23 protein-coding genes and 3 tRNA genes are annotated in these 25,169 nt (G+C 63.2%); 16 read left to right on the top strand and 10 right to left on the bottom strand.

Features of this window, described 5'->3' with window-relative positions:
- The first annotated feature begins 77 nt into the window (after positions 1-77).
- From miaB to lnt, 5 genes are all read left to right on the top strand, one after another.
- Positions 78-1,493: a tRNA (N6-isopentenyl adenosine(37)-C2)-methylthiotransferase MiaB gene (miaB, locus tag LK440_RS09415; RefSeq protein ID WP_005013353.1), complete on the top strand. Its 1,416-nt coding sequence runs from the start codon at positions 78-80 to the stop codon at positions 1,491-1,493.
- On the top strand, positions 1,490-2,512 hold the full coding sequence (locus LK440_RS09410; protein ID WP_005013355.1) for a PhoH family protein: 1,023 nt from the start codon (positions 1,490-1,492) through the stop codon (positions 2,510-2,512). Before miaB ends, LK440_RS09410 begins: the two co-directional genes overlap by 4 nt.
- Complete coding sequence (ybeY, locus tag LK440_RS09405; protein ID WP_005013358.1) at positions 2,499-2,978, top strand: rRNA maturation RNase YbeY; 480 nt, start codon at positions 2,499-2,501, stop codon at positions 2,976-2,978. The genes LK440_RS09410 and ybeY overlap by 14 nt, the downstream gene beginning before the upstream one ends.
- Before the next feature lie 137 nt (positions 2,979-3,115).
- Positions 3,116-3,994 carry an HlyC/CorC family transporter gene (locus LK440_RS09400; protein ID WP_005013360.1) on the top strand — a complete coding sequence of 293 codons (879 nt, stop codon included), beginning with the start codon at positions 3,116-3,118 and terminating at the stop codon, positions 3,992-3,994.
- Entirely contained in the window at positions 3,991-5,586 is a 1,596-nt protein-coding gene (lnt, locus tag LK440_RS09395) for an apolipoprotein N-acyltransferase (protein WP_005013362.1), read from the top strand. The genes LK440_RS09400 and lnt overlap by 4 nt, the downstream gene beginning before the upstream one ends.
- Here the strand turns inward: lnt and LK440_RS09390 are convergent.
- On the bottom strand, positions 5,583-6,620 hold the full coding sequence (locus LK440_RS09390; RefSeq protein ID WP_005013363.1) for an aldo/keto reductase: 1,038 nt from the start codon (positions 6,618-6,620) through the stop codon (positions 5,583-5,585). The genes lnt and LK440_RS09390 overlap by 4 nt on opposite strands.
- Before the next feature lie 153 nt (positions 6,621-6,773).
- Between LK440_RS09390 and LK440_RS09385 the strand changes: the two genes are divergently transcribed.
- From LK440_RS09385 to LK440_RS09375, 3 genes are all read left to right on the top strand, one after another.
- A tRNA-Ala gene (locus LK440_RS09385) sits at positions 6,774-6,849 on the top strand.
- A gap of 26 nt (positions 6,850-6,875) precedes the next feature.
- Positions 6,876-6,951 (top strand) — tRNA-Glu (locus LK440_RS09380).
- Between the two features lie 38 nt (positions 6,952-6,989).
- Positions 6,990-7,066, top strand: a tRNA-Asp gene (locus tag LK440_RS09375).
- A gap of 325 nt (positions 7,067-7,391) precedes the next feature.
- Here LK440_RS09375 and secF read toward each other — a convergent pair.
- The 5 genes from secF to queA form a co-directional block, all read right to left on the bottom strand.
- Positions 7,392-8,327, bottom strand: a complete 936-nt coding sequence (secF, locus tag LK440_RS09370; protein WP_005013366.1) for a protein translocase subunit SecF — start codon at positions 8,325-8,327, stop codon at positions 7,392-7,394.
- 57 nt (positions 8,328-8,384) lie between these two features.
- Positions 8,385-10,265 (bottom strand): protein translocase subunit SecD, encoded by a 1,881-nt coding sequence (gene secD / locus LK440_RS09365; protein WP_005013368.1) that lies wholly within the window; start codon positions 10,263-10,265, stop codon positions 8,385-8,387.
- Positions 10,266-10,326: 61 nt separating this feature from the next.
- On the bottom strand, positions 10,327-10,668 hold the full coding sequence (gene yajC / locus LK440_RS09360) for a preprotein translocase subunit YajC (protein ID WP_005013371.1): 342 nt from the start codon (positions 10,666-10,668) through the stop codon (positions 10,327-10,329).
- A 143-nt stretch (positions 10,669-10,811) separates the two neighbouring features.
- Complete coding sequence (gene tgt, locus LK440_RS09355; RefSeq protein ID WP_005013374.1) at positions 10,812-11,948, bottom strand: tRNA guanosine(34) transglycosylase Tgt; 1,137 nt, start codon at positions 11,946-11,948, stop codon at positions 10,812-10,814.
- Complete coding sequence (gene queA, locus LK440_RS09350) at positions 11,945-13,009, bottom strand: tRNA preQ1(34) S-adenosylmethionine ribosyltransferase-isomerase QueA (RefSeq protein ID WP_026087926.1); 1,065 nt, start codon at positions 13,007-13,009, stop codon at positions 11,945-11,947. The genes tgt and queA overlap by 4 nt, the downstream gene beginning before the upstream one ends.
- Positions 13,010-13,164: 155 nt before the next feature.
- On the opposite strand from queA, the gene dacB reads away from it, so the two are divergent.
- Both dacB and upp read left to right on the top strand, forming a co-directional pair.
- On the top strand, positions 13,165-14,619 hold the full coding sequence (gene dacB / locus LK440_RS09345; RefSeq protein ID WP_025341404.1) for a D-alanyl-D-alanine carboxypeptidase/D-alanyl-D-alanine endopeptidase: 1,455 nt from the start codon (positions 13,165-13,167) through the stop codon (positions 14,617-14,619).
- A gap of 53 nt (positions 14,620-14,672) precedes the next feature.
- Positions 14,673-15,311: a uracil phosphoribosyltransferase gene (upp, locus tag LK440_RS09340; protein ID WP_005013379.1), complete on the top strand. Its 639-nt coding sequence runs from the start codon at positions 14,673-14,675 to the stop codon at positions 15,309-15,311.
- A gap of 2 nt (positions 15,312-15,313) precedes the next feature.
- Here upp and cysG read toward each other — a convergent pair whose 3' ends face one another.
- Positions 15,314-16,705 (bottom strand): siroheme synthase CysG, encoded by a 1,392-nt coding sequence (gene cysG / locus LK440_RS09335; RefSeq protein WP_005019257.1) that lies wholly within the window; start codon positions 16,703-16,705, stop codon positions 15,314-15,316.
- Positions 16,706-17,192: 487 nt separating this feature from the next.
- Here cysG and LK440_RS09330 point away from each other — a divergent pair, with 487 nt between their 5' ends.
- The 4 genes from LK440_RS09330 to LK440_RS09315 all read left to right on the top strand — a co-directional run bounded on the left by LK440_RS09330 (position 17,193) and on the right by LK440_RS09315 (position 19,133).
- Positions 17,193-17,906, top strand: coding sequence for a hypothetical protein (locus tag LK440_RS09330; RefSeq protein ID WP_005013381.1), 714 nt, complete (start codon positions 17,193-17,195; stop codon positions 17,904-17,906).
- Between the two features lie 88 nt (positions 17,907-17,994).
- Positions 17,995-18,312 (top strand): DUF883 family protein, encoded by a 318-nt coding sequence (locus LK440_RS09325; RefSeq protein WP_005013382.1) that lies wholly within the window; start codon positions 17,995-17,997, stop codon positions 18,310-18,312.
- A 42-nt stretch (positions 18,313-18,354) separates the two neighbouring features.
- Positions 18,355-18,777: a phage holin family protein gene (locus tag LK440_RS09320; RefSeq protein ID WP_005013383.1), complete on the top strand. Its 423-nt coding sequence runs from the start codon at positions 18,355-18,357 to the stop codon at positions 18,775-18,777.
- A complete protein-coding gene (locus tag LK440_RS09315) occupies positions 18,777-19,133 on the top strand; it encodes a hypothetical protein (RefSeq protein WP_005013384.1) in 357 nt (118 codons plus the stop codon). The genes LK440_RS09320 and LK440_RS09315 overlap by 1 nt, the downstream gene beginning before the upstream one ends.
- Positions 19,134-19,182: 49 nt before the next feature.
- Here the strand turns inward: LK440_RS09315 and LK440_RS09310 are convergent, their stop codons facing one another.
- Together LK440_RS09310 and LK440_RS09305 are read right to left on the bottom strand one after the other, a co-directional pair.
- On the bottom strand, positions 19,183-20,403 hold the full coding sequence (locus LK440_RS09310; protein WP_005011985.1) for an ISL3 family transposase: 1,221 nt from the start codon (positions 20,401-20,403) through the stop codon (positions 19,183-19,185).
- 105 nt (positions 20,404-20,508) lie between these two features.
- Positions 20,509-22,053 carry a UbiD family decarboxylase gene (locus tag LK440_RS09305; RefSeq protein ID WP_005013385.1) on the bottom strand — a complete coding sequence of 515 codons (1,545 nt, stop codon included), beginning with the start codon at positions 22,051-22,053 and terminating at the stop codon, positions 20,509-20,511.
- Between the two features lie 84 nt (positions 22,054-22,137).
- On the opposite strand from LK440_RS09305, the gene LK440_RS09300 reads away from it, so the two are divergent.
- On the top strand, positions 22,138-22,956 hold the full coding sequence (locus tag LK440_RS09300; RefSeq protein ID WP_005013386.1) for a lytic transglycosylase domain-containing protein: 819 nt from the start codon (positions 22,138-22,140) through the stop codon (positions 22,954-22,956).
- Positions 22,957-23,088: 132 nt separating this feature from the next.
- On the opposite strand, the gene LK440_RS09295 is transcribed toward LK440_RS09300, so the two are convergent.
- Complete coding sequence (locus LK440_RS09295; protein ID WP_005013387.1) at positions 23,089-24,243, bottom strand: pyridoxal phosphate-dependent aminotransferase; 1,155 nt, start codon at positions 24,241-24,243, stop codon at positions 23,089-23,091.
- Positions 24,244-24,276: 33 nt separating this feature from the next.
- Between LK440_RS09295 and LK440_RS09290 the strand changes: the two genes are divergently transcribed.
- A complete protein-coding gene (locus LK440_RS09290) occupies positions 24,277-25,104 on the top strand; it encodes a hypothetical protein (RefSeq protein WP_005013388.1) in 828 nt (275 codons plus the stop codon).
- Positions 25,105-25,169 lie beyond the last annotated feature (65 nt).

The raw sequence follows: 25,169 nt of genomic DNA, 5'->3' as shown, positions 1-25,169 counted from the left end.
TAAAACGGTAAAATCGGCGGCTTCCCTAACCATTGAGATAGCGCCCCCGGGATCTACACCCGTCACGGCGTACGCCCATGCACGAAACCACACTCAAGCGCGAAGGCGCTCCCGCTGCGTCGTCGCCCGCCCCCACGGCAAGCGGAAAAATTTATATTCGGACCTTCGGCTGCCAGATGAACGAGTATGACTCGGACAAAATGGTGGATGTTTTGCGCGAAGACCAGGGGTTGGAAGTGACCGACAACCCCGAGGAAGCCGACGTCATTTTATTTAATACCTGTTCGGTGCGCGAGAAGGCGCAGGAAAAAGTCTTCTCCGATTTGGGCCGCGTACAGCACCTGAAGAAACTCAATCCGCATCTGGTGATAGGCGTCGGTGGCTGCGTCGCCAGTCAGGAAGGCGAGGCCATCGTCAAGCGTGCGCCTTACGTTGACGTGGTGTTCGGGCCACAGACCTTGCATCGGCTGCCCGAGCTGATCCGCCGGCGTCGCGATGAGGGTGTTTCGCAGGTCGACATCAGCTTTCCCGAGATCGAGAAATTCGACAACATGCCGCCGGCTCGCATTGAAGGCGCCACGGCTTTCGTATCGATCATGGAAGGTTGCAGCAAGTACTGCAGTTTCTGCGTGGTGCCGTATACGCGCGGCGAAGAGGTGTCACGCCCTTTCGAAGACGTACTGACCGAGGTTGCCGATCTGGCCGATCAGGGCGTGCGCGAAGTCACGCTGCTGGGTCAGAACGTCAACGCCTACCGTGGCCGGATGGAAGGCAGCGATGAAATCGCTGATTTCGCCATGCTGCTCGAGTATGTGCACGAAATCCCCGGCATCGAGCGCATCCGCTATACCACCTCGCACCCGAAGGAAATGACGCAGCGCATGGTCGAGGCCTATGCCCGCCTGCCCAAGCTGGTGTCGTTTCTGCATCTGCCCGTGCAGGCGGGTAGCGACCGGGTGTTGTCAGCCATGAAGCGCGGCTACACGGCGCTGGAGTTCAAGTCGGTGGTCCGCAAGCTGCGTGCCGCGCGGCCCAATCTGACCCTGTCTTCCGACTTTATCGTGGGCTTTCCCGGCGAAACCGAGGAAGACTTCCAGAAGACGATGAAGCTTATCGCCGACGTGGGTTTCGACACGTCGTTTTCCTTTGTGTACTCGCGCCGCCCGGGGACGCCGGCAGCCGATCTGAGCGACGATACGCCGCAAGACGTCAAACTCAAGCGCTTGCAACAACTGCAGGCATTGATCAACGAGCAGGCCGCCGCCATTGCCCAAAGCATGGTCGGAACGCGCCAGCGCCTGCTGGTCGAGGGGCCTTCGCGGCGCGACCCCAACGAGCTCATGGGCCGAACGGAAAACAACCGCATCGTTAACTTCCCGGGGCCTGCACGCCTGGTCGGCAACATGGTGGATGTGATCATCACCCATGCCTTCACCAACTCGCTGCGCGGCCGAGTGGCCGGCACGCAAGATAGCGATCAAGGAACACTATGAGCACTTCGCGCAGCCGACGCCGCAGCATGCCCGTCGTCGTCAATCTGGACGGCGACAATATTCATCTATCCAATCTTTGTGGTCCGCTCGACGAGAACCTCCGGCAGTTGGCCGATGGCATGGGCGTGACGCTGGCGCGGCGCGGCAGCCGCGTCACCATCGAAGGCGAGCAGGCCGAACTGACCGGTCGTGCACTGCGTCGCTTCTACGAGCAGGCCACGCATCGCGCCTTGTCGGTCGATGACATCCAGCTCGGTCTGGTCGAAATCGGCGTCGGCCGCCGCGTCGAAGCAGAGGAAGCGCCGCGCGATAGCGATCCCGGGTTGCCTGCGGTCGATGACGAAAGCGACGGTATCGCTCTGCGCACCCGGCGCACGGACCTGCGCCCGCGTACGCCGCGGCAGCGCGAATACCTCAACAACATTCTCAAGCACGACATCACCTTCGGCGTCGGGCCGGCTGGCACGGGCAAGACCTGGCTGGCCGTGGCATGCGCCATCGATGCGATGGAGCGCGATACGGTGCAACGACTCGTGCTCACGCGCCCGGCGGTCGAAGCGGGCGAGCGCCTGGGATTTCTGCCCGGCGATCTGGCCCAGAAGGTCGATCCGTACCTGCGTCCTCTGTACGACGCGTTGTATGACCTGATGGGGTTCGAGCGCGTGCAGCGCCTGTTCGAGAAACAGACCATCGAAATCGCTCCGCTGGCGTACATGCGCGGGCGCACGCTCAATCATGCTTTCGTGATCCTGGACGAAGCGCAGAACACCACGCCCGAGCAGATGAAGATGTTCCTGACTCGTATCGGCTTTGGCAGCAAGGCGGTGATCACCGGCGATCCATCGCAGGTCGATCTGCCGCGCGGCCAGCAAAGCGGACTGGCTCACGCCGTGGACGTGCTTGCGGATGTCCAGGGCATCGCCACGACGCGCTTTACCAGCCGTGATGTGGTTCGTCATCCCCTGGTCGCCCGCATCGTCGACGCCTACGATCTGGCAGAGCAGAATGGCACGGCCTGATCCAAACCTGGCCCTGGCGGTGCAGTATGCCGTGAGTGAGGCGCGTCTGCCGCGCTGGCGCTTGCGCCGCTGGGCGGGCTATGCGCTGGCCGGGGCCGCGGCCGACGGACTGATCGCGTTTACGGCGGCAGAACTCAATGTCCGCCTGGTGGGGCAAGCCGAGGGGCGCCAGCTCAATGCGCAGTTCCGGGGGCGGGACTACGCCACCAACGTTCTGACTTTTGAGTATGGTGTCGATCCGCTGGGCACGGCGCGCGGGGACATCGTGATTTGTGTGCCCGTGCTTGTGCGTGAGGCGCGCGAGCAAAAAAAGACCTTCGTCGATCACGCGGCTCATCTCTGTATCCATGGCGTGCTGCATGCTCTGGGTTACGACCATATCCAGGCGCGCCAGGCCAAACGCATGGAGGCCCTGGAGACCGCCACACTGGCACGTATGGGCATTGCGGATCCCTATCTGGCCTGAGCGGGATCCGCACTTGCTGGATTTGGCAGGAAAAACCCGGATATGGCGGCATGTTGTCGCCATATTGCAGGCGCGGCTTGCCTGTCGGGGGGGGGTATCGGTTATGCTGACTCTTTCATTACGAGTCCATTTGGACAATGTCTGACCCTTATCCCGCTGCCGATTCTTCGGCCTCCCCGCACAAACCCTCCAAATCCCTGCTGGACCGCGTCATGTCGCTGGTCCGGCGCGAGCCAGAAGATCGAGAAGGCATCAAAGCTTTCGTGGATGCCGCCCACGACAGGGCCTTGATCGACGCCGAGTCCTACACAATGATCAAGGGGGCGCTGGCTGTCTCCGAGCGTACCGTCGCCGATATCATGGTGCCGCGATCGCGCATGGACCTGCTCGATGTCTCGTTGCCAGTGCCGCAACTGCTGGCCGCCATCATCGAGACAGCGCATTCGCGCTTCCCGGTCTACGAAGATGACCGCGACAACATCCTCGGCGTATTGCTCGCCAAGGATTTACTGCGCTACATGCAGGATCCCTCCATCGAGCTGCGCTCCTTGATCCGTCCGGCGATCTTCATCCCCGAGGCCAAGCGGCTGAATGTCCTGCTGCGCGAGTTCCGCTCTGCGCGCAATCACATTGCCATCGTGATCGACGAGCATGGCGGCATTTCCGGATTGGTCACCATGGAAGACGTGCTCGAGCAGATCGTCGGCGACATCGAAGACGAGTTTGACGAGGACGAGGAAGAGTCCATCTTCCCTGAGGGCGATAACCAGTGGCGCATGCTGGCCGCCACCGACATCAGCTATTTCAACGAGACTTTCTCCACTCAGATGCCCGATGACGAGTACGACAGCGTCGGCGGCTGGCTGGGCGGCAAACTCGGGCGCATCCCGCGCCGCGGAGATACGGCTGAGTTTGCCGGATTGCAGTTCGAGGTCATCCGGGCCGATCCCCGGCGTGCCTTGTGGCTGCGCGTCAGGCGCGCGCCGCAGTCGCTGCGCCCGGAAACCAACGCATGAAGCGAGGGTTCGGTGGCGCGGGCCTGCTGGCCGCAGCGGGCGCTGCGCATGCGCTGAGTTTTGCCCCAGGGCCTTTGCCCGCGTGGTCGTTGGTCTGGGTGCAGATCCTGATGCTGGCCGTGCTGGCCCACGCCGTGCTGCAGGCACCGACCCGCCGCCGCGCCTGGTTGCGGGGCTGGGGATTCGCCAGCGTCAGTTTCACGGTCGGGCTTTATTGGCTCTACGTCAGCATGCACGACTACGGTGCCATGGCCGCGCCGCTTGCCGCGGCCGGCGTCGTCGCGCTGTCAGTCTTTCTGGCGATTTTTCCCGCCACTGCCGGCTGGCTGGCGCGCAGCATCTGCCCGCCCCACGTCCCGGCCAGTCCATGGCGTGCGTGCTGGGTGGCGCTGGTCTGGGCCGCCAGCTGGACACTCTTCGAGTGGCTGCGCGCGACCGTGATGACGGGCTTCCCGTGGCTGAACATCGGTTATGGAGTGGTCGACAGCCCGATCGCTGGGTGGGGGCCGGTCCTGGGTGTGCACGGTATGGCGTTCGTGACGGCGTTTGCCGCTGCCGCAGTGGCCAGCCTGAAGGCGACCGGTAATGCCCGGCAGGCCTTGGCCGCGGCAGTCGCCGTGGTGCTGGTGCTGGCCGGTTGGGTGCTCAGCCTGCTGCCATGGTCGCGTCCGCACGGCGAGCCGCTCGCGATGCGTCTGGTGCAGGGTAACGTCGAGCAATCGCAAAAGTTCGATCTTGCGCTGATGGAGCAGGGGCTGCGGCGCCATCTGGAGTTGGCAGCCATGCCGCCGGCCGCAGGCTCGCCTAGCCCCGAACTCATCATCCTGCCTGAGACGGTCTTGCCGGTTTTTCAGGATCAATTGGCACCCCAGGTCTGGGAGGCCTGGAAAGCCGTCGCGGCGCGCCAATCGGCCACCATAGCGATGGGCGTGCCGCTGAGGCTGCCAGACCCTGATGGCCGCACCCGCTACACCAATAGCGTTCTGGGCTTGGATGCCACGACACCTCTGGCAGATCTGACCGCCGGACGTACCTCCATGCGGTACGACAAACAGCATCTGGTGCCCTGGGGTGAATTCGTTCCCCCGGGATTTCGCTGGTTTGTGGATATGTTGGAGATCCCTCTGGGCGATTTTGACCGTGGAGCAGCCTACCAGAGGCCGTTCGTAGTGGGCGACCAACGCGTCGCCTTCAACATCTGCTATGAGGATCTCTTTGGCCCCGAGCTGTTGCCGGCGCTCTATCCCGATGCCTCCGGGCTGGGCGGAGCCACCATCATGGCCAACGTGAGCAATCTGGGCTGGTTCGGCAATACCTGGGCCTTGCGGCAGCATATGCAGATCGGCCGGCTGCGCAGCATCGAAACGGCCCGTCCCATGGTCACGGCCACCAACACTGGCATTACGGCGGCTATCGACGCACGTGGGCGAGTGGTCGCGGAATTGGCCACGCACAAAACGGGCATCCTGCCGGTCACCGTACAGGGCATGACTGGCCTGACGCCTTACGCACGGTTTGGCGACAAGTTGGTGCTGCTCATTGTCGGTGTCGTACTGGTCGCCGCCGCGGCCCGGGTTCGCAGGCGCCGTTAACGAAGAAAGTCAGCCGGTGTTGGCAGACTGTCGAAAGCAGGGGGCTCCAGGGGACCACTGCCTGCGCCCGTCAGGGCCAACGCGTCGGCGATCAGGCGCAACGCTTCTTCATCGAGTTCCAGTGCGGCCGCGCCCAGCCAGCCATCGATCTGAGCCGGGTTGCGCGCACCTACGATGGCGCCTGTGACGCCGGGCCAGGCCAAGGTCCAGGCAATGGCGATGGTGGCCAGCGTGGTGCCGTGGCGTTCTGCCAGCGGGCGCAGTGCGTCGGCCAGCGCCAGATTACGCTCCAGGCGGGGGACTCGGAACTCCGAGTCACGCGAGCGCCAGTCATTGGCAGCCAGTTGGCGCGAGGCCGTGAAAGCTCCGGACAACAAACCGGACTGCATGGGGCTATAGGCAATGACCCCGGTCCGCGTTGACTCGCACCAGGGCAGCAGGTCAGCGGCGGCCTCGCGTCGGATGAGCGAGAAAGGCGGTTGCAGGACGTCAACGTGCCCGATGGCTTCGGCCGTCTGCACTTGCGGCAGCCCGTGGTTGGACAGGCCGACAGCGCGGACTTTGCCTTCGCGCTGAAAGTCCAGCAGGGTCTGCCAATAGACTTCCAGAGGGGTACCGTCGCCCGCCGGCCAATGCATCTGGTAGAGGTCGATGCAATCCACGCCCAGGCGCTGCAGGGAAGACTCGAGCTCGCGTCGCAGGCTGTCTGGCTGGGCGATGCCATACGGTTGCCCGTCGCGCATGATGAGCCCGCCCTTGGTGAAGATATAAGGCCGGGCCGACGCAGGCATCTGCGCCAGGGCGCGGCCGACCATGGCTTCGGCATGACCCTGGCCGTAACTGGCGGCGGTGTCTATCCAGTTGATGCCTCGGTCGACGGCATGACGGATGGCGCGAACCGAGTCGCTGTCATCCTGCTCACCCCAACCGTAGGCCCACGCTGCACCGCCCATGGCAGAGGTGCCCAAGCCCACCCGCGACAGTTCCATGCCCGTCGTGCCAAGTGTGCGCGTCGCAAAGGAGGTCTGACTCATCGTGCTTTCCTTCTCGGTCCAGTGATGATTCACTCTACCATGCTGTCTTCCAAAATTTTTTTGCGCTGACTTGCACGATGCAAAGAACTCGTGCATAATCTCGTTTCTTCGCAGTTGGCACGAAAGTGGCTTTTTCGAAGGACTGAAAACCATGGGGGTATAGCTCAGCTGGGAGAGCGCTTGCATGGCATGCAAGAGGTCAGCGGTTCGATCCCGCTTACCTCCACCAAGTTTTCAGTAGTACGGTTAGTCCAAGTCCCCTTCGTCTAGAGGCCTAGGACATCACCCTTTCACGGTGAGTACAGGGGTTCGAATCCCCTAGGGGACGCCAGTCTTTCTGGCACGATACCGAAAGGTGTCAACCGCTGCGGAGCGGTAGTTCAGTTGGTTAGAATACCGGCCTGTCACGCCGGGGGTCGCGGGTTCGAGCCCCGTCCGCTCCGCCAAAAATTCCAAAAGCCGCAGGGTCTTCGACCTTGCGGCTTTTGCTTTGCGCGCCCGATCTTCATGCGCACGTGTCGTGCGAGCTCGCCGCGTATTTGCAACACGTGGCCGCTGGGCGGTATTGCCAGCTTCGTCGGGCCCTCGCCTGGTGGCAGCTGCGCCGTCTTCAGCCTTGCTTGGCCGCTGCGTAGTTTTGCGCTACGGTGGGCTTCAATGGTTGATCATTTTTCGCCATGAAAAACACCCCAGAGGTCGGATGGGTGTCCAACTTCTGGGGTGCGGTTCCATCCTGCCGGATTGCTATCCGGCGCGCAGGCAGCCGATGCGTCAGGGTGTTTCGACGCCGTCCTCGGCTTTCTTGGCCGGCTTGACCAGGTCTTCGCGCTTGACGCCCAGCCACATCGCCAGAGCCGCAGCCACGAATACCGACGAGTAGATCCCGAACCAAATACCGATGGTCAGTGCCAATGCGAAGTAGTGCAGGGTGGGGCCGCCGAAAAACAGCATGGCCAGCACCATCATCTGGGTCGATCCGTGGGTGATGATGGTTCGCGAGATGGTCTGCGTAATGGCGCTGTTGATGACTTCCTGCACGTCCGCCTTGCGGTACTTGCGGAAGTTTTCACGAATACGGTCCATGATGACCACGGACTCGTTGACCGAGTAGCCCAGCACGGCCAGCACCCCAGCGAGCACCGACAGGGAGAACTCCCACTGGAAGAAGGCGAAAAAGCCCAGGATGATCACCACGTCATGCAAGTTGGCGATCACGCCGGCCAGGGCGAACTTCCATTCGAAGCGGAAACCCAGGTAGACCATGATGCCCAGCACCACGACCAGCAGGGCCATCAGCCCGTTGTGCAGAAGCTCCTGGCCAACCTGAGGGCCGACAAACTCCACCCGGCGTAGTTCGACGGACGGATCGGCCGCTTTGAGCGCGCCCATGACGGTTTCGCTCTGCGTGGCCGAAGTCTGGCCGTGCGCGACCGGCAGGCGGATCATGACGTCGCGCGAGGTGCCGAAATTCTGCACCTGGAAGTCGCTGTAGCCCAGTTTGCCGACCACCCCGCGAACCTGGTCGAGCTGGGCGGTCTGCGCGTAGCTGACTTCCATGACCGTGCCGCCCGTGAATTCGATCGACAGATGAAAGCCGCGCGTGATGATGAAAAACACCGCCGCGATGAAGGTCAGCAGGCTGATGATGTTCAGTACCAACGCGTGGCGCATGAACGGGATGGTGCGTTGAATCCGGAAAAATTCCATGTTTCGCCTTGCAGTCTTTTCAGGGGCAGGGCGGTGCGCTGCACCGCCCTGACGCGATCACTTGGTGCCCGGTTTCCAGACCGTGCCGATGGAGATGCTGCCAAGCTTCTTGCGGCGGCCATACCAGAGGTTGGCCAGTGCGCGAACGCCCACCACAGACGAGAACATCGAGGTCAGAATGCCCAGGCAGTGCACGACCGCGAAACCTCGGATGGGGCCGGAACCGAAGGCCAGCAGCGCCAGGCCAACGATGAGCGTGGTCAGGTTGGAGTCCAGGATGGTGCCCCACGCGCGCTCGAAGCCATGATAGATGGCTTGTTGCGGTGTGGCTCCGGCGCGAAGCTCCTCGCGGATACGTTCGTTGATCAGCACGTTCGAGTCGATGGCCATGCCCAGCGCCAGCGCAATGGCCGCGATACCTGGCAGGGTCAGCGTGGCCTGCAGCATGGACAGCAACGCCAGCAGCAAGAGCACGTTGAAAACCAGGCCGATCGTCGAGAACACACCGAACAAATGGTAGTAAACGATGATGAAGATCGCGATCGCGATAAAGCCATAGAGTGTTGAGTAAAAACCCTTGGCGATATTGTCGGCGCCAAGGCTCGGGCCGATGGTGCGCTCTTCGATGATGGACATCGGTGCGGCGAGCGATCCGGCGCGCAACAGCAGCGCCGTGTCGGCGGCTTCCTCGGCGCTCATGCTGCCCGAGATCTGCACCTGCCCGCCGGCGATTTCGCTGCGGATGACCGGAGCGGTGACGACCTCGCCCTTGCCGTTTTCAAACAGCAGGATGGCGATACGCTTACCGACGTTGTCCCGCGTGACGTCGCGGAAGATGCGTGCGCCCTTGGAGTCCAGCGTCAGGTTCACCGACGGCTGCTGCGTTTGATGATCGCGGCCAGGCTGGGCATCTTGAAGGTTTTCGCCGGTCAGGATCACCTGGCGGCGAACCAGAATGGGGCGTGCGTCGCGGTCGGCGTAGCGCTCCAGACCAAAGGGGACGGTGCCATTGGCCAGGGCCGATTGCGAGGCCGGGGTGTCGTCGACCATACGCAGCTCGAGCGTGGCGGTGCGGCCGAGCAATTCCTTGGCTTTGGCCACATCCTGCACGCCGGGCAACTGCACGATGATGCGGTCGGTGCCTTGCTGTTGGATCACGGGTTCGGCCACGCCAAGTTCGTTGATCCGGTTGTGCAGGGTGTTGATATTTTGCTTGAGTGCGCTTTCCTGGACACGGGTGACGGCCTGGGCGCTCAATGCGCCTTCAAGCAGGAAACGGCCACCTTCGTCGCGCTCGTTGAATTGCAGGTCAGCCATGCGGCTGCGTAGGACGTCGCGGCCGCGGTCACGGGCGTCAGCATTGGCGAAACTGGCCAATATGGCTTGCCCGGCACGCTCGACGGTTCCGACTTCGACCTTCTGGTCGCGCAGGATGGTGCGCACGTCTGTGGCCAGGGAGTCGTAACGAGCCGTCAGGGCGCCTTGCATATCGACTTGCAGCAGGAAGTGAACGCCGCCACGCAGGTCAAGGCCCAGATACATGGGTTTCGGCTCGAACCAGCCCAGCGTGCGCATCCAGGGCGGCGATGCCGGCAGCAGGTTCAGGGCCACCGTGTAGTGCGGGTCTGCCGCCACGGTGTTCAGGCTGCGGTCCAGCAGATCGCGGGCCTGCAACTGGATGTCGGTGGAACTGAAGCGCGCACGAATCGTGCCCAGCGTGCCGTTCTGTTCATAGTAAACGCTGGTGGCTGGCAATTTTGCGTCGGCCAGCAGTTGTTCGACGCGCGCCATCAGCGCCGGCTCTACCTTGATGGTGGCCTTGGCGCTGGATATCTGTACGGCGGGGGATTCGCCGTAGAAATTGGGCAGGGTATAGAGCAGGCCAATGACGACCGCAACCAATACCGTGATGTACTTCCAGAGGGGATAGCGGTTCATGCCGGCAGGGGTATCAAGGGGTGGAACGGACAAGGGCCCCTTGCGGGGCCCTATGCGACTGTTACAGGGCCTTGATGGTTCCCTTGGGCAGTACCGAGGTCACGGAACCCTTGGTCAGCGTGACTTCCACAGGTTTTTCGGCCAGATCGGCCACTTCGATGCTGATGTAGCTGTCGGTCACCTTGGAGACCTTGCCCAGGATGCCACCGGCGGTGACGACTTCGTCGCCCTTGGCCAATGCGGCAATCAGGTTGCGGTGTTCTTTCTGGCGCTTCATCTGCGGGCGGATCATCAGGAAATAGAGGATCACGAACATCAGAACGATGGGCAGAATACCGCCCAACATATTGCCCTCGGGGGCGGCCTGGGCCAGGATGAGGCCGGCGGTATCAATCACGGACATGGAAAGTACTCCTGGTTGAGTTTTTGCGTTTTGCTGTCGGCTAAAGCTTTGTTGTGTCCCCGTCCCCCGCGCGAGCCTTGGACAGGTAGCCGGCTATTGTAGCGATGTTGCGGCCCGCCTGGGCTTTGCGCACCGCACGCGGCCTAATCGACCCCGCGTGCGCGGTCCGCGGCGAACTGAGCCCGCCAGGTCTGAAAGCGTCCGGCGGCGATGGCTTCGCGCATTTCGCCCATGATGGTCAGGTAGAAATGCAGATTGTGCAGCGTGTTCAGGCGCGCGCCGGTGATCTCGTTGGCGCGCTGCAAATGATGCAGATAGGCACGCGAGAACGTCTGGCAGGTGTGGCAGGCGCAGCTCGGATCCAGCGGGCGGGTGTCGTCGCGGTATTTGGCGTTGCGGATCTTGACGTCGCCGAACCGCGTGAACAACCAGCCGTTGCGCGCGTTGCGGGTGGGCATGACGCAGTCGAACATATCCACGCCGCGCGAGACGCCCTCGACGAGATCTTCGGGTGTGCCCACCCCCATCAGGTAGCGCGGGGCATGTTGCGGCAGGCGCGGGGCCACATGGCCCAGGATGCGCATCATGTCCTCTTTGGGTTCGCCGACCGACAGGCCGCCGATGGCGTAGCCATGAAACCCGACGTCGGTCAGCCCGGCCAAGGATTCGTCCCGCAGGTTCTCGTACATGCCGCCTTGGACGATGCCAAACAGCGCATTGGGGTTTTCCAAGCGGTCGAACTCGTCTCGTGAGCGGCGCGCCCAGCGCAGCGACATGCGCATCGAGCGCGCCGCCTCTTCCTGGGTGGCCGGACGGCCGTCGATTTCGTAAGGGGTGCACTCATCGAACACCATGACGATGTCTGAGTTCAGCGAGCGCTGGATGCGCATGGATTCTTCCGGCGTCAAAAACAGCCGCGAGCCATCGATGGGCGAGGCAAACTTGACCCCCTCCTCGGTGATTTTCCGCATGCCTTGCAGGCTGAACACCTGAAAGCCGCCGGAGTCGGTCAGTATGGGCTTGTCCCACTGCATGAAGCCGTGCAGGCCGCCATGCTTTTCCATGATGGCCGTGCCCGGGCGCAGCCAGAGATGAAAGGTGTTGCCCAGGACAATTTGAGAGCCGATCTCCTTGAGTTCGTGGGGCAGCATGGCCTTGACGCTGCCGTAAGTGCCCACGGGCATGAAGATCGGTGTCTCGACCACGCCGTGGTTCAGTGTCATGCGCCCGCGGCGCGCGCCGCCGTCGGTGGCGAGCAGTTCGAAGGAGAGTCCGGTCATGGCTGGGCAGATTCGATGAACATGGCGTCGCCATAGCTGAAGAAGCGGTAGCGGCCGGCCACGGCATGGGCATAGGCGCGCCGGATGGGCTCGATCCCGGCCAGGGCCGAGACCAGCATCAGCAATGTCGACTGGGGCAGGTGGAAGTTGGTGACCAGGGCGTCGACCACGCGAAAACGGGAGCCCGGGGTAATGAAAAGACGCGTGTCGCCTTGGGCTGCGCGCAGTTCGCCGTCGGCAGACTGCGCCGCCGCCGACTCCAGCGCGCGCACGCTGGTGGTGCCCACCGCGATCACGCGGCCCCCGGCCTGGCGCGCACGCGCAACGGCCGCAACGGTGGCCTCGGGCACGGTGTACCACTCTGAATGCATGATGTGGTCTTCCAGCTTCTGGACACGCACGGGCTGAAACGTGCCCGCGCCGACGTGCAGGGTGACGAAGGCGCGTTGCACGTCCTGGTCGGCCAGCCGCTGCAGCATGGCTTGATCGAAGTGCAGGCCTGCTGTCGGAGCAGCTACCGCGCCCGGTTCGCGCGCATAGACGGTCTGGTAGCGAGCGTCGTCTTCCTGCTCGGCCGCGTGGGTGATGTAGGGCGGCAGGGGCGTGGCGCCATGGGCTTCCAGCAGGTCGAGCACCGGCGCGGCGAAACGCAGATCGAACAGCTCGCCGGCGCGGCCCAGGACGTCGGCGGTGATGGCGCCGCCAGCCAGCTCCAGGCGCATGCCGGGCCCGGGCGACTTGCTGGCGCGGACATGGGCCAGGGCGCGGGTCGGTTCGGTGATGCGTTCGACCAACACTTCGACCTTGCCGCCGGTGGCCTTCTGGCCGGCTAAGCGGGCCTTGATGACGCGGGTATCGTTGAAAATGAGCAGATCGTGGGGGCGCAGCAACGAGAGCAGGTCGCAGAACTGGCGGTCATGCAGCCGCCCCTGGCCATCCAGATGAAGCAGGCGACTGCCGCCACGTTCGGCGGCGGGCGTCTGCGCGATCAGTTCGGCAGGCAGGTTGTAATCAAAGTCGGAAACAGTAAAGGTGGACACGGTGTCATCCCGGCCTGACAGGACCGGAAAAAAAGGATCGGCGCAGTGCAGATACGCGGTGCGCAACCGTTTATTGTAGACGCCCGTGGTTGCCCACCCTCGTCTGTAACCGCCCGCCGCGACCGGCGCTCCTTATGTATGCTTTCATCTTTGTGCATAAGATGGTGTTACAGGCCATGGGATATCTGGCTGTGAGGCGCGCCCTGGCGGCGCTGGGATTGACGCTGACGACCTTGCTGCCCGGGGTCGCATGCGCGCAGGGTGCCGCGGGAGGGGCGCTGGGCTTGCCGGCAGAGCTGGCTCAGGCCTGGAAGGCAAGCAAGTTGCCCGATGAGGCGCTATCGCTGGTCGTGCAGGAGGTCAACGGGCCGCGCCTGGTTGCCATCAATGCCAAGGCGCCGCGCAACCCGGCCTCCGTCATGAAGTTGGTCACCACCTGGACGGCCTTATCCGAACTGGGCCCCAACTATGTCTGGCGCACGGACTTCCTAACCGAGCCCGGCGCGCGGCCCGACGCGCACGGGGTGCTGACGGGTCCGCTCTATTGGCGCGGCGGCGGCGATCCGCAGTTTCTCCTGCAGGACCTCTGGACGCTGCTGCGCGAACTGCGCCTGCGCGGCGTCAAGGAAATCAGCGACCTGGTGGTCGATCGGAGCATTTTCGGGCAGGTAGCCACGGATCCGGGCGCTTTCGATGGTGCCCCGGATCGCGCCTACAACGCCAGCCCGGACGCCCTCATGGTGGGGTTTGGCGCCTTGCGTCTTCTGCTCACACCCGACGCGGCCGCGCGTAAATGGGTGGCCACTGTCGATCCTCCGCTGCCCGGTCTGCGGCTGGAAGGGGCTATCCAGTGGGCGGATGGCCGCTGCAAAAGCGGAACGGACGTCACCACCCAACCGGTGGTGACCGATCAAGGCATTACGCTGCGGCTGGCCGGATCCGTGCCGGGGGCTTGCGGTGAATTCAGCCTCTACCGGTTGGCCTTGTCCCAGCAGGATTACACCGATGCGGTGTTCCGATTGCTCTGGCGCGAGCTGGGAGGCAATTTCAAGGGTAAGATGCGCCCCGGCATGGTTCCGGCCGATGCCGTGGTGCTGGCCTCCCACGAGTCACCCACGTTGGGCGAGGCGATCCGTGTCATCAACAAGCGCAGCAACAACGTCATGGCGCGCGCCTTGCTGCTCACCCTCGGGGCCGAACGAGGGCGCCGTCCGGCCACGGTCGCCAGCAGCGAGGCGGTGGCCAAGACGCTGCTGTCTGACCAGGGGCTGAACATGCCCGAGCTTGTTATCGATAATGGTGCAGGTCTGTCGCGCCTGGCGCGCGTATCGGCCGATAGCCTGGCCTCCATGTTGACCTTGGCCTGGCGCTCGCCTGTCATGCCAGAGTATCTGGCGTCGATGGCCATCGCAGGCGTGGATGGCACGGTCCGTCGGCGCATGAAGGGCAATGGCACGCTGGGCATGGCTCACCTGAAAACCGGTTCGCTGCGCGACGTGCGCTCTCTGGCGGGCTATGTGCTGGGCAGCAGCGGCAAGCGCTACGTGGTCGTGAGCATGGTCAACCATGAAAACGCCGATGCGGTGCGCAAGTTCGATGATGCGCTCATCGCCTGGTTGGCCGAACAGTAAATTTTTCGCCCGCAGGCGCGGGTATTGAGTAGTTTTTTTTGGAGAATCCGGACATGCCCGTGCATGAAATCCGTCATCCGCTGGTGCGGCACAAACTAGGCATCATGCGGCGCGTCGACCTGAGCACCAAGAGCTTTCGCGAGTTATCGCAGGAGGTCGCTGCTCTGTTGACTTACGAGGCCTCCAAGGACATGGCGCTGGCACCGGCCACGGTGGAGGGCTGGTGTGGCACGGTCGAGGTCGAGAAGATCGCCGGCAAGAAAGTCACCGTGGTGCCTATCCTGCGCGCCGGCATCGGTATGCTTGACGGGGTATTGAGCCTCATTCCGGGTGCCAAGGTCAGCGTCGTGGGCCTGGCCCGCAACGAGGAAACCCTGCAGGCACATACCTATCTGGAGCGGCTGGTCGGAGAGTTGGATCAGCGTCTGGCCCTGATCGTCGATCCCATGCTGGCTACCGGTGGTTCCATGGTGGCCACGATCGATATGCTCAAGCGCGCCGGTGCTCGCGAGATTCGCGCGCTGACGCTGGTCGCGGCGCCCGAGGGCATCAAGGCTGTCATGGACAAGCACCCTGACGTGCATATCTATACCGCATCCATCGACAACGGCCTGAATGAGCTCGGTTACATCATGCCGGGTCTGGGTGACGCGGGTGACCGCATTTTCGGTACCAAGCAGAAGGTCGAGTAGGCCTAGCGGGCCGACGCGCCAAACCAGGCCAGCTTGTCGGCCAACGCGGCGACTTCGCCGACGATAAGCAGTGCCGGTGCGGCAATGGCCTGTTCGCGGGCGATGCGGGCCAGTTGAGAAAGCGAACCGGTAACCACCCGCTGTTGCGGGCGGCTGCCGTTTTCGATCAGTGCGAAAGGCGTATCGGGAGCGCGGCCATGCGCAATCAGGCGCGCCGACAGGTTGTCCAACTGTCCCACGCCCATGTAGAAGGCCAGGGTCTGGTGATCCCGCGCCAACCCATCCCAGTCCAGTGAGTCTTCGTCGCCCCGGCAATGCGCGGTAACCAACCGCAGCGACTGAGCGTGGTCCCGATGCGTCAGTGGGATGCCGGCATAGGCTGCGCAGGCCAGTGCCGCGGTAATGCCCGGGACGACTTCGTAATCCACGCCTTGCGCACGCAGATGCTCCAGTTCCTCGCCGCCACGCCCGAAGATGAACGCGTCGCCGCCTTTGAGGCGGACCACGCGGCGTCCAGCGCGGGCATGCTCGACCAGCAAGGCATGAATACGGGATTGCGTGGCGTTGTGATCCTCACCCAGGCGTTTGCCCACCGGGATGCACTCGGCGTCGCGTCGCGCCAGCGCGAGCACATCGGGGCTGACCAACCGGTCGTGCAGGATGACATCGGCTTCGTTCAAGGCGCGCAGGGCCTTTAGCGTCAGCAGCCCGGGGTCGCCAGGGCCGGCGCCGACCAGTACGACACGTCCCGCCACGGGCGCAGCGCTTGTGGCCAGAGCCTCCTGCAGCAGGGCCTCGGCCTGATGGGGGTTGGCCCCCCGCAAGGCGGCCGCGACCGGGCCATCGAGCAGCCAATCATAGAAGCGACGGCGCTGCCCGAGGTCTTGGCGGGCGGCACGGATACGCGAGCGGTAGCGTGCGGCCAGTTCGCCCAGTGCGCCCAGGCTGTGGTCAAACAGGGATTCCAGCCGTTCGCGCAGACGGCGGGCCAGTACGGGGGCCACACCGGAGGAGGAAATCGCCACGATCAGCGGTGAGCGATCCACGATGGACGGGACCTGGAAGCTTGACAGCCCGGGGTCGTCGACGACATTGCAGAAGCGCTGCTGGCTACAGGAAACCTCGTAGACACGCGCATTGGTGGCGCGATCATCCGTGGCGGCAATCACCAGCCACGTCCCGTCGAGCCAGGCCGGCTCGAACTCGCCGGCAATATGCGTGATGGTTTGCCGGTCGGCCAGACGGCTGAGTTCGGGTGTGAGGGCAGGAGCGCCTACGGTGACCCGCGCACCGGCCTGCAGCAGTGCCTGCGTCTTGCGCGTGGCAACCGTGCCGCCGCCCACGACCAGAACATGCCGGTCCTGGAGATCGGAAAAAATCGGAAAAAGCTTCATGAACCTCTGTGCCAAACCCAGTAATCGTCCGAGGATCATAGGGAGGGGGACTCATCTCCACAACTTTTGATTGCTTCCATCCATATAGCCAGAAGTGATTTGAAGTTCTGTTCCGGGGCGGGTTCGCACGGTTTTGGTGCTGCAGGCACCGTTATGCCGCAGCATGGATTCGCAAAAGACCGTGAGGGTTTTTGCTTGTCCATATAAATCAATGTGTTGCAGGTGATTTTCTGGCGGCGAGAACGCTGGCATGAAGCTTGCTTGGTTTAAGGCAGACGGCCGGCGACGGACGTTCAATGCCGTCTCAGCGATGGTTCAAGGGGAAAGCACAGCAAGAGGGGCGTTTCGCGCGACCGCAGGTGGTCGCGCGAAACGCCTTTTCTGCATGGACGGGACCCAGTGTGACCAGCGGCCGGACCGCCTTCGTGCAAGGGTGTAGTAGCAGGCGCAAGACGCCGGAAGCGGCGCAACTCTACAGGAGTACTCGGTGGCTCGTTGGATATCTGCGCTGGTTCTGGCCAGCATTGCCCCTATCACCCACGCTGGCGTCTGCGACGCCAAATTCATGCACGACGGCGGACAACTGCAATTTTCCGGGTCGGGCAACATCAACCTTGGCGCCGACCTGGCTTTCAGCGACGTCAGCCGCAGCAACGGCGACAACTGCCGCGCCCGTGTGCAGGGGGTGGCTAGTTTTGCCTATGCCGGCCTGCCATCTGGTAAATCCAAGCTGGACTATCTGATGACGGTCAAAGGCGGACAGGCCAGTTTTGCGCGCTATGAGCAGGCGGGCGAAGCGCCGGCCAGGGATGGTCAGTTCGATCTGCGTATCCTGGGTTTGTTTGCCTACGACAAGGTCACCGGGCAGGGGCAGAAATTCGCCGGTTCCAGCTATCGCATCAATATCGGCAAGGAGGCGCCCGTGGGTGGCCAGCCCAGCACCACCGTGCGCATCGGCGAAAAAACCGTTGGGGCCAGGCGCAGCATTGCCACAGCGCTGGGTGAACAGTCGTACTGGCCTATCACTTACACACGCAACAGTGATCCCACGATGGCGACCTTCAAAGGTTTGACCTTGCCCATTCCCGGCATGAACACGACGGTGACTGATTGGTATTGTCCTGCGGTCAATCTCGTCATGAAGCAAGAGATCGACATGGCGGGCAGCAAATCGCAAGTCGAAATTACGGAAATCAAGTAGCAGAAAGTATCCGGCGCGCCAGCCCCTTGCCCTGAGCGGGCGCGCTGGTATGATGGATTTACCAACGACACATCAAAAGGAGTGCTCTATGCCCGCGAAACGATCTGAAGATATCGCCAAAGACAAACTGATTGACAGTGTCAAAAGCAGTCTCAACGATGCCGAGACGTTGCTGCGCGAGGCGGCTGCCTCGTCCGGCGAAAAGGCTTCCGAGCTGCGTGAGCGTGCGCTCAGCTCGCTCAAGCGCACCCGTGAAGCGCTGTATGACGCCCAGGATGCCATGCTCGAGCGCGGCCGCCGCGCCGCCCGTGCTACCGACGACTACGTTCATGACAATCCTTGGCAAGCCATCGGTATCGCAGGCGTGACCGGCCTGCTGCTCGGCTTGCTGATCAGCCGCCGCTGATAGGGCAGGGCCTTCGCTGATGGCGCAGGCCCGTCAATCTGCATGAGTCTACGTACCTCGGTATTCGGTGTGGCGGCCAGCCTGGTCGGGCTGCTGCGCACACGTCTCGAACTCCTGGGCCAGGAAGCAGGTCACGAGAAACTCCGCCTGCTCAAAACGCTGGGGATGTCGTTTGCTGCCCTGCTGTTTTTGACCCTGGCTGTCTTGGTGTTCACCGTCACCATCGCGGTGGCGTTCTGGCCAACCGAACACCGCTATGTTGCATTGGGATGGTTGGCCGCCATCTATGGTGTCATCGGTGTGGCGCTGCTGCTGCTGGTGCGCCGCGAACTGGTCGACGGTCCGTTGCCGTTTTCGGCCACGCTCGAGGAGCTGGGGCGTGATGCCGAGCTGCTCGAGCGGGTTCGCGATGCTCAGGTCGACCTCGAGCGCCGTGAGGCCGACACTTCTGGTGGAGGGCGCTGATGGCACAACGTCAATCTCCCGCTGTGGAAAGACAGGTGCGCATCGAACTGTTGCGTGCCCGCGCGGCCATCGAGCGCGAGAGTCTGGCCCAAAGCATTGCCGAGACCGGTCAGGCGCTGGAGCCGGCCAATCTGGTGCGCGGGTTACTGCCCAAGCTGACCAGAGGCAACACCTCGCAGTGGGTGTTGCAGGCGTATAACCTGGCGCGCCGCTATCCCATCGTCAGTTCGGCCGCCTCGGCCCTGTTCATGGGAGGCGGTAAACGTCTGGGTTTGCTGCGCTGGGCGGGTATTGGTCTGGCGGGCTGGCAGCTCGCGCGCACTTGGCTCAAGTCCGATAAGCGCGATCACGGCTGATGCCTCTGCAGCAAAAAAAACGCAGCCTCCGGGCTGCTTTTTTTTTGGTTCATCGAGGAATACCGGGGAATGCAGACCGGATCTTGAGGAAGAAGTACTCCTGATCGCGGTAGCCGTAGGCGCGGCGCTTGATGACTTTGATGGTGTTGTTGATGCCCTCGACGATGCTGGTGTTGAGCCGGTGGCGACAGCGAGACAGAATCCCGTGCAGATAGGCTTTTAGCTTGAGCGCGAAGTGAGCCAAGGCGGCGATGCCGCTGCCCTGAGCCTGTTGCAGCCAGTGATCCCATGCCTGGCGGGCGTAGCCGGGGTGTTGGTAGAACCACAGCTGTTTGAGCTCATCGCGCATCAGATAAGCGGTGAGCAAGGGCTGGTTGGCCTGGAGCAACTCGTCCAACTTTACCGATTGGCACGGATCGAGGTTTTTGCGATTGCGCAGCAGTAGCCAGCGACTGGACTTGATCACCCGGCGGGCCGGCTTGTCGTGCCGCAACTGGTTCGCTTGGTCTACACGCACCCGGTCTATCACTTCACGGCCGTACTTGGCCACGACGTGGAACAGGTCGTAGACGATCTCGGCGTTGGGGCAGTTGGCCTGGATCTCCAGCTCATAGGCCGTCGTCATGTCGATCGCTACGGCCCGGATCTGCTGGGCAACTCCTGTTGGCAGTTGTTCGAAGAAGGCTCTGGCCGTCTCGCGCGAGCGGCCATCACCGATCCATAGCACCTGACGGCGGATCGGATCGACAACGACCGTGGCATAACGATGGCCCTTGTGTAGAGCGAACTCGTCCATCGCTAGGTAGTGGATCTGGCTCCAGTCCGGCTCTTGGATCGCCCGTCGCAGCAGGGCCTTGTCCAGCGCCTTGACCGTGTGCCAACCCAGTTGGAAGAAGCGCGCCACGGCCAGAATGTTGCTGGACTCAAGCAACTGGCTGACCGCCTCGGCCAGCCGGTCGGTCACTCGCTGGTAACGGCCCAGCCAGCTCAGCCTCTCCAGATGCGGTCCACCGCACTGCTCGCACCAGACCCGCCGACGCGGCACTACCAGCGTCACTCGCAGCGCCATTAGCGGCAGATCCCGCACCCGGCGCGTGGTCGTCTCATGCACCTGCCGACATCGGTTGCCGCAGTGCTCGCAGTGCATCGTTCGCGCTGAAGGCTTCAGGTAAATCGTGACCGTCCGGCTCTCACCTTCAGGCCACACGACCCGCTCCACCCGATAACCTTCCCACCCACCCAACCTCTCGATCGTCTTGCGGTCCAGCATGATCCCGGCCTTGATCCTTGAAAAATCAAGGATCAAGCGTAACGGCAATCAAGCACGGCTCCACGCTATTCCGCGATGAACCTTTTTTTGACTAACTGGCCGTGGTTACAACCCAAGCTCTTGCCACATGGCGTCCACGCGAGCCTTGACCGCATCGTCCATCTTGATCGGTACGCCCCATTCGCGCTGTGTTTCGCCCGGCCATTTGTTGGTGGCGTCCATGCCCATTTTCCCGCCGAGCCCCGAAACCGGCGAGGCGAAATCCAGATAGTCGATGGGCGTATTTTCGACCAGCAGGGTATCGCGCACGGGGTCCATCCGGGTGGTCATGGCCCAGATCACCTCCGCCCAGTCGCGGGTATTGACGTCCTCGTCCACCACGACGATGAACTTGGTATACATGAACTGACGCAGAATGCTCCAGACACCAAACATCACCCGTTTGGCGTGACCGGCGTACTGCTTGCGGATGGATACCACTGCCAGCCGATAGCTGCATCCTTCCGGTGGGAGGTAGAAATCCACGATCTCGGGCAATTGCCGGCGCAGCAGGGGGACGAACACCTCATTCAGCGCGACGCCCAAGACTGCCGGTTCGTCTGGCGGCTTGCCGGTGTAGGTCGTGTGATAAATGGGATTTTTGCGCATGGTGATGCGCTCGACCGTGAAAACCGGAAACCAATCTTGCTCGTTGTAATAACCCGTGTGATCGCCGTAGGGGCCTTCCAGGGCCATTTCGTAGCCGAGATCGGGCGGGGCCGGGGCGCCTTCGGGCACTTGCGGCGCCAGGGCGCGGGGATCGCTGGCCGGCAGCAAGTGCCCTTCGAGCACGATTTCGGCGGTCGCGGGCACCGATAGCGTACTGCCTAGTGCCTGTGTGACTTCGGTGCGTGAGCCGCGCAAAAGGCCGGCGAACTGATATTCGGACAGGCTGTCGGGCACGGGGGTGACGGCGCCCAGCGTGGTGGCTGGGTCCGCGCCCAGCGCCACGGCAATGGGGAAGGGCTGGCCAGGGTTGGCCAGCCGGTGATCGCGGAAGTCCAGCGCGCCGCCGCGATGCGATAACCAGCGCATGATGAGTTTGTTGCGGCCTATGACCTGTTGCCGGTAGATGCCCAGGTTTTGCCGGCGGGCATTGGGTCCGCGCGTGATGACCAGGCCCCTCGTGAGCAGAGGTGCAACGTCGCCCGGCCAGCAGGTCTGGATGGGCAGGCGTGCCAGGTCGACGTCATTGCCTTCCCAGACCACCTCCTGGCTCGGCGCGCCGCGCACGGTCTTGGGGCTCATGTCCCACAGCGCAGCCTTGAGCATGGACACTTTGGCCAAGGCATCACGAAAGCCACGCGGCGGTTCGGGTTCGCGCAACGAGGCCAGCAACTCGCCGACATCGCGCAGGGCAGCCACGTCTTCGGCACCCATGCCCCAGGCCACGCGCCCGGGCGTGCCGAATAGATTGGCCAGCACCGGCATCTCGGCCGGCCTGCCTGCGTGCATGGGTTGTTCGAACAGCAAAGCAGGCCCGCCGGCGCGCAGTACGCGGTCGGCGATCTCGGTCATTTCCAGCGTTGTGGAGACGGCGGCGTTGATGCGCTTGAGCTCGCCCTTGAGTTCGAGCTGCTTGAGGAAATCTCGGAGGTCGCGGTACTTCACTACAGATCCCGGCAGGTTGGTTACATTTTTGATGCATTTACAGGTTAACATCCACCCCTTACTTTCCCAACGCAGGAGGTCTTTATGCCCGATGCGTCAATGGCCGGCGTGTTTCGACAGCTGGCCCAGGGAGTGCATCACAACCTCGCCGAAGGACTGCGCCTGTGCTCGGTCTACCTGGGTATCGCGGTCATCGTGACCGTCAGTATGGGGTTTGCCTTGCCTGGTTTGCGCGACCAGGCGTTGCAGGTGCACAAGGCCCTGTTGACCGCCCTCGCGCCAACGTCTCTGTCCGCTGGACCCGAAGCTGGGCCGGAATCCGAAGGTTCCGCCGCTGTCGTGATGGCCGTGCCTAATGCACCGGCCAGCAATGCTACCGGTTTTTTGGGACCCCTACGCTCGGAACCGCTTCCGCCGCAACGTAAATCGGTTGCCGGAACCAGCAACGGGCAGGTGGAGGCGTTGCGCAACTATATCTCGCGCAAATATAAAGTGGCGTATGACGCCACGGGTGTACTCGTGAACACCGTCTATCGTGTGGGGCGCGACAAGCAAGTCGATCCCTTGCTGCTGTTAGCGGTCATTGCCATCGAGTCCCGCTACAACCCTTTCGCCGAAAGCGCTGTGGGTGCGCAGGGACTGATGCAGGTGATGACGCGCATTCATCAGGACAAGTTCGATGCCATTGCCCCGGGCAGGGCAGGCGCGCTGGACCCGGTGGCCAACATCCATGTGGGCGCCACCATCCTGAAGGATTGCATCGAGCGGCGTGGATCCGTCAATGGCGGGTTGGCCTGCTATGTCGGCGCTACCGGTCCGGACGATGGCGGCTATGGCGCCAAGGTGCAGGCCGAGCGGCGGCGCCTGGCGTTGGCTTCAGGCATCGCGCTGGCGCGCGACTAAGCTTTTGGCCGGCGCTGACCCCTCGGGCCGGCAGGTGCGAGGGGTTTTTTGCATCCCGGCGGATCATCTGCCGCGAGAGCGTGGCGCTCGACGGTGCCCGGTGCGGACCAGTCCCTGCCGGGCAAAGCGGTATCAAAGCAGTCGTTCGATACGGCCGATGGCTTCCTGCAGGCGGTCCAGCCCAGTCGCATAGGAGAACCGCATCGTGGACAGGCCATGGGCGGGGCCGAAATCCACGCCCGGCACGGCCGCCACGCCGGCTTCGTGCAGCAGGCGCTGCGAGAAAGCCATGCTGTCCATGCCCAAATGACGGATGTCGGCATAGATATAGAACGCTCCATCCGGTTTGACCGGTACCGGAATGCCCAGGCGCTCGAACTCGGGCAACAGGTAGTCGCGGCGCTGGCGGAAAGCGTCACGTCGTTGAGCGTAGATTTTCAGGGCATCGGGTTTGAAGCAGGCCAGGGCGGCGTGCTGAGCCAGGGTGGGCGCGCATATCTGCAGGCTGGCAGACATTTTTTCTATGGTGCTGACCATGGCCTGGGGCACGATCATCCATCCCAGACGCCAGCCGGTCATATGGAAATACTTGGAGAAGCTGTTGATGACGATGATGTCATCGTCCAGCGTCAGCGCTGAGCGCGGCGTCTGCCCATAGGTCAGACCCAGGTAGATTTCGTCCATGATGGTGTAACCGCCGCGTTGGCGCACTTCGGCCAGCAGCGCGGCGAGTTCGTCAGAGGCGATGCTGGTGCCCGTGGGGTTACTGGGCGAGGCGATCAGGACGCCCTCGGTGGCCGTGGTCCAGTTCTCGCGCACGTCTGCGGCGCTGAGTTGAAAACGCTTGGCGGCATTGCTGGGCACCAGTCGCGGCACGCCGCCTGCGGCCAGGACGAAATTGCTGTTGGCCGGATAGGAGGGGTCGGGCATGAGAACTTCTGCACCCGGGTTGACCAGTGCGGCGCTGGCCAGCGCGAGCGCGCCCGAGGCGCCCGCCGTAACGATGACACGTTCCGGGTGGATCGGCGCGCCGAATTCATCGGCGTAGAACTGGGCGATGGCCTCGCGCAATGGCATCAGCCCCCCCGGCGCGCAGTAGCCGCTCAGCCCGGCACGGCTGGCGCGCTCCAGGGCTTCGATAACCTGGGGCGGGGCGGTGAAGTCGGGTTCGCCTATGCCCAGACTGATGATGTCCCGGCCGGCAGCGCTCAAGGCCTGGGCTTCTTTGAAAAGTTCTACAACCTGAAATGTCAGAAAATCGTTGGTACGGCGGGCAAGGCGCGGCATGATGAATCTCACAGCGAAAAAGGGATTTTAGCCATGCAACCGTCTCGTCGCGCCTTTCTGACCGGGCGCAGACCGCCGCGCTCGCCCTGGGATGCGTTTTGCGAGCGGATTTCCGCCGCAGCGGTGGGTGAACTCCAGCAGCAGGAGCGGCCGCGTCTGGTGCTCGGGCATGCTCAGGATGTCTGGCGCGCGCGCGAGCTTGCCGATGCTTGCGGCATCACGCTGGCGCTTTGGGGGGTGCCCACGTGGCGCGAGGAAGCGAACTGTCTGTGGCTGGACCCCGCCGCCTTGAACGGCTGGCGCCACGAGGAGGGGCTGATCGTGGCCGAGCCCGGTTGTGCGGTCGGTGTGCTGGCCGCGCAGGGCTGCGCGCAGTTCGCGCAGGCCGATCCGCAGCAGACAATCGCCGCCTGGCTGGCCACCGCCAGAGGTTTTTCAACGCCTGCTGACAGCGGCCTGCGTGCGGCGACCGTGATGTTTTCCGACGGCACCGTCGAGCGGGTGGGCGGATTCGGCGCGACCGACACCCAGCCCTTGCGCTCTGCCACCCTGCAGAATCTGGTGCCGGCACTTTTTCAACTGGCCGGCAGTGCCGATGCCCAGGCCTGCCAGACGGCAGCAGGCTGGAGCGCATGTTTCCGGCTCGATGCCATGCTCGAGCCGGCCAATCTGGCGCAGGTGCTGCTCGGACATGGCGGTTCGCTGGCCTGGGTCCAGGACAGCTGCTGGACATCGGGCCAGGCCGGCGCCAGCCCGTGCGAGTCCAGTCTGGCGGGTTGGCGGCTGGAGATGCGCATGAAGGCGTTGTTCGATCCGCATGGGCGTTTCCCCGAAATCCGCTACCCGGGAGGGCGAGAGTAAGATAGCAGCACTTTCGCCGGCCCTGGGCCGCAGCGATACCCTGTTTCATTAACGACGTTTATTAC

Origin of the sequence: Bordetella holmesii, assembly GCF_020735985.1 — a bacterium.
GTDB classification, from domain to species: Bacteria; Pseudomonadota; Gammaproteobacteria; order Burkholderiales; family Burkholderiaceae_B; genus Bordetella; species Bordetella holmesii.
Note: the sequence above shows the minus strand (reverse complement) of the source record. Positions and strands in the feature narration are given on the sequence as shown.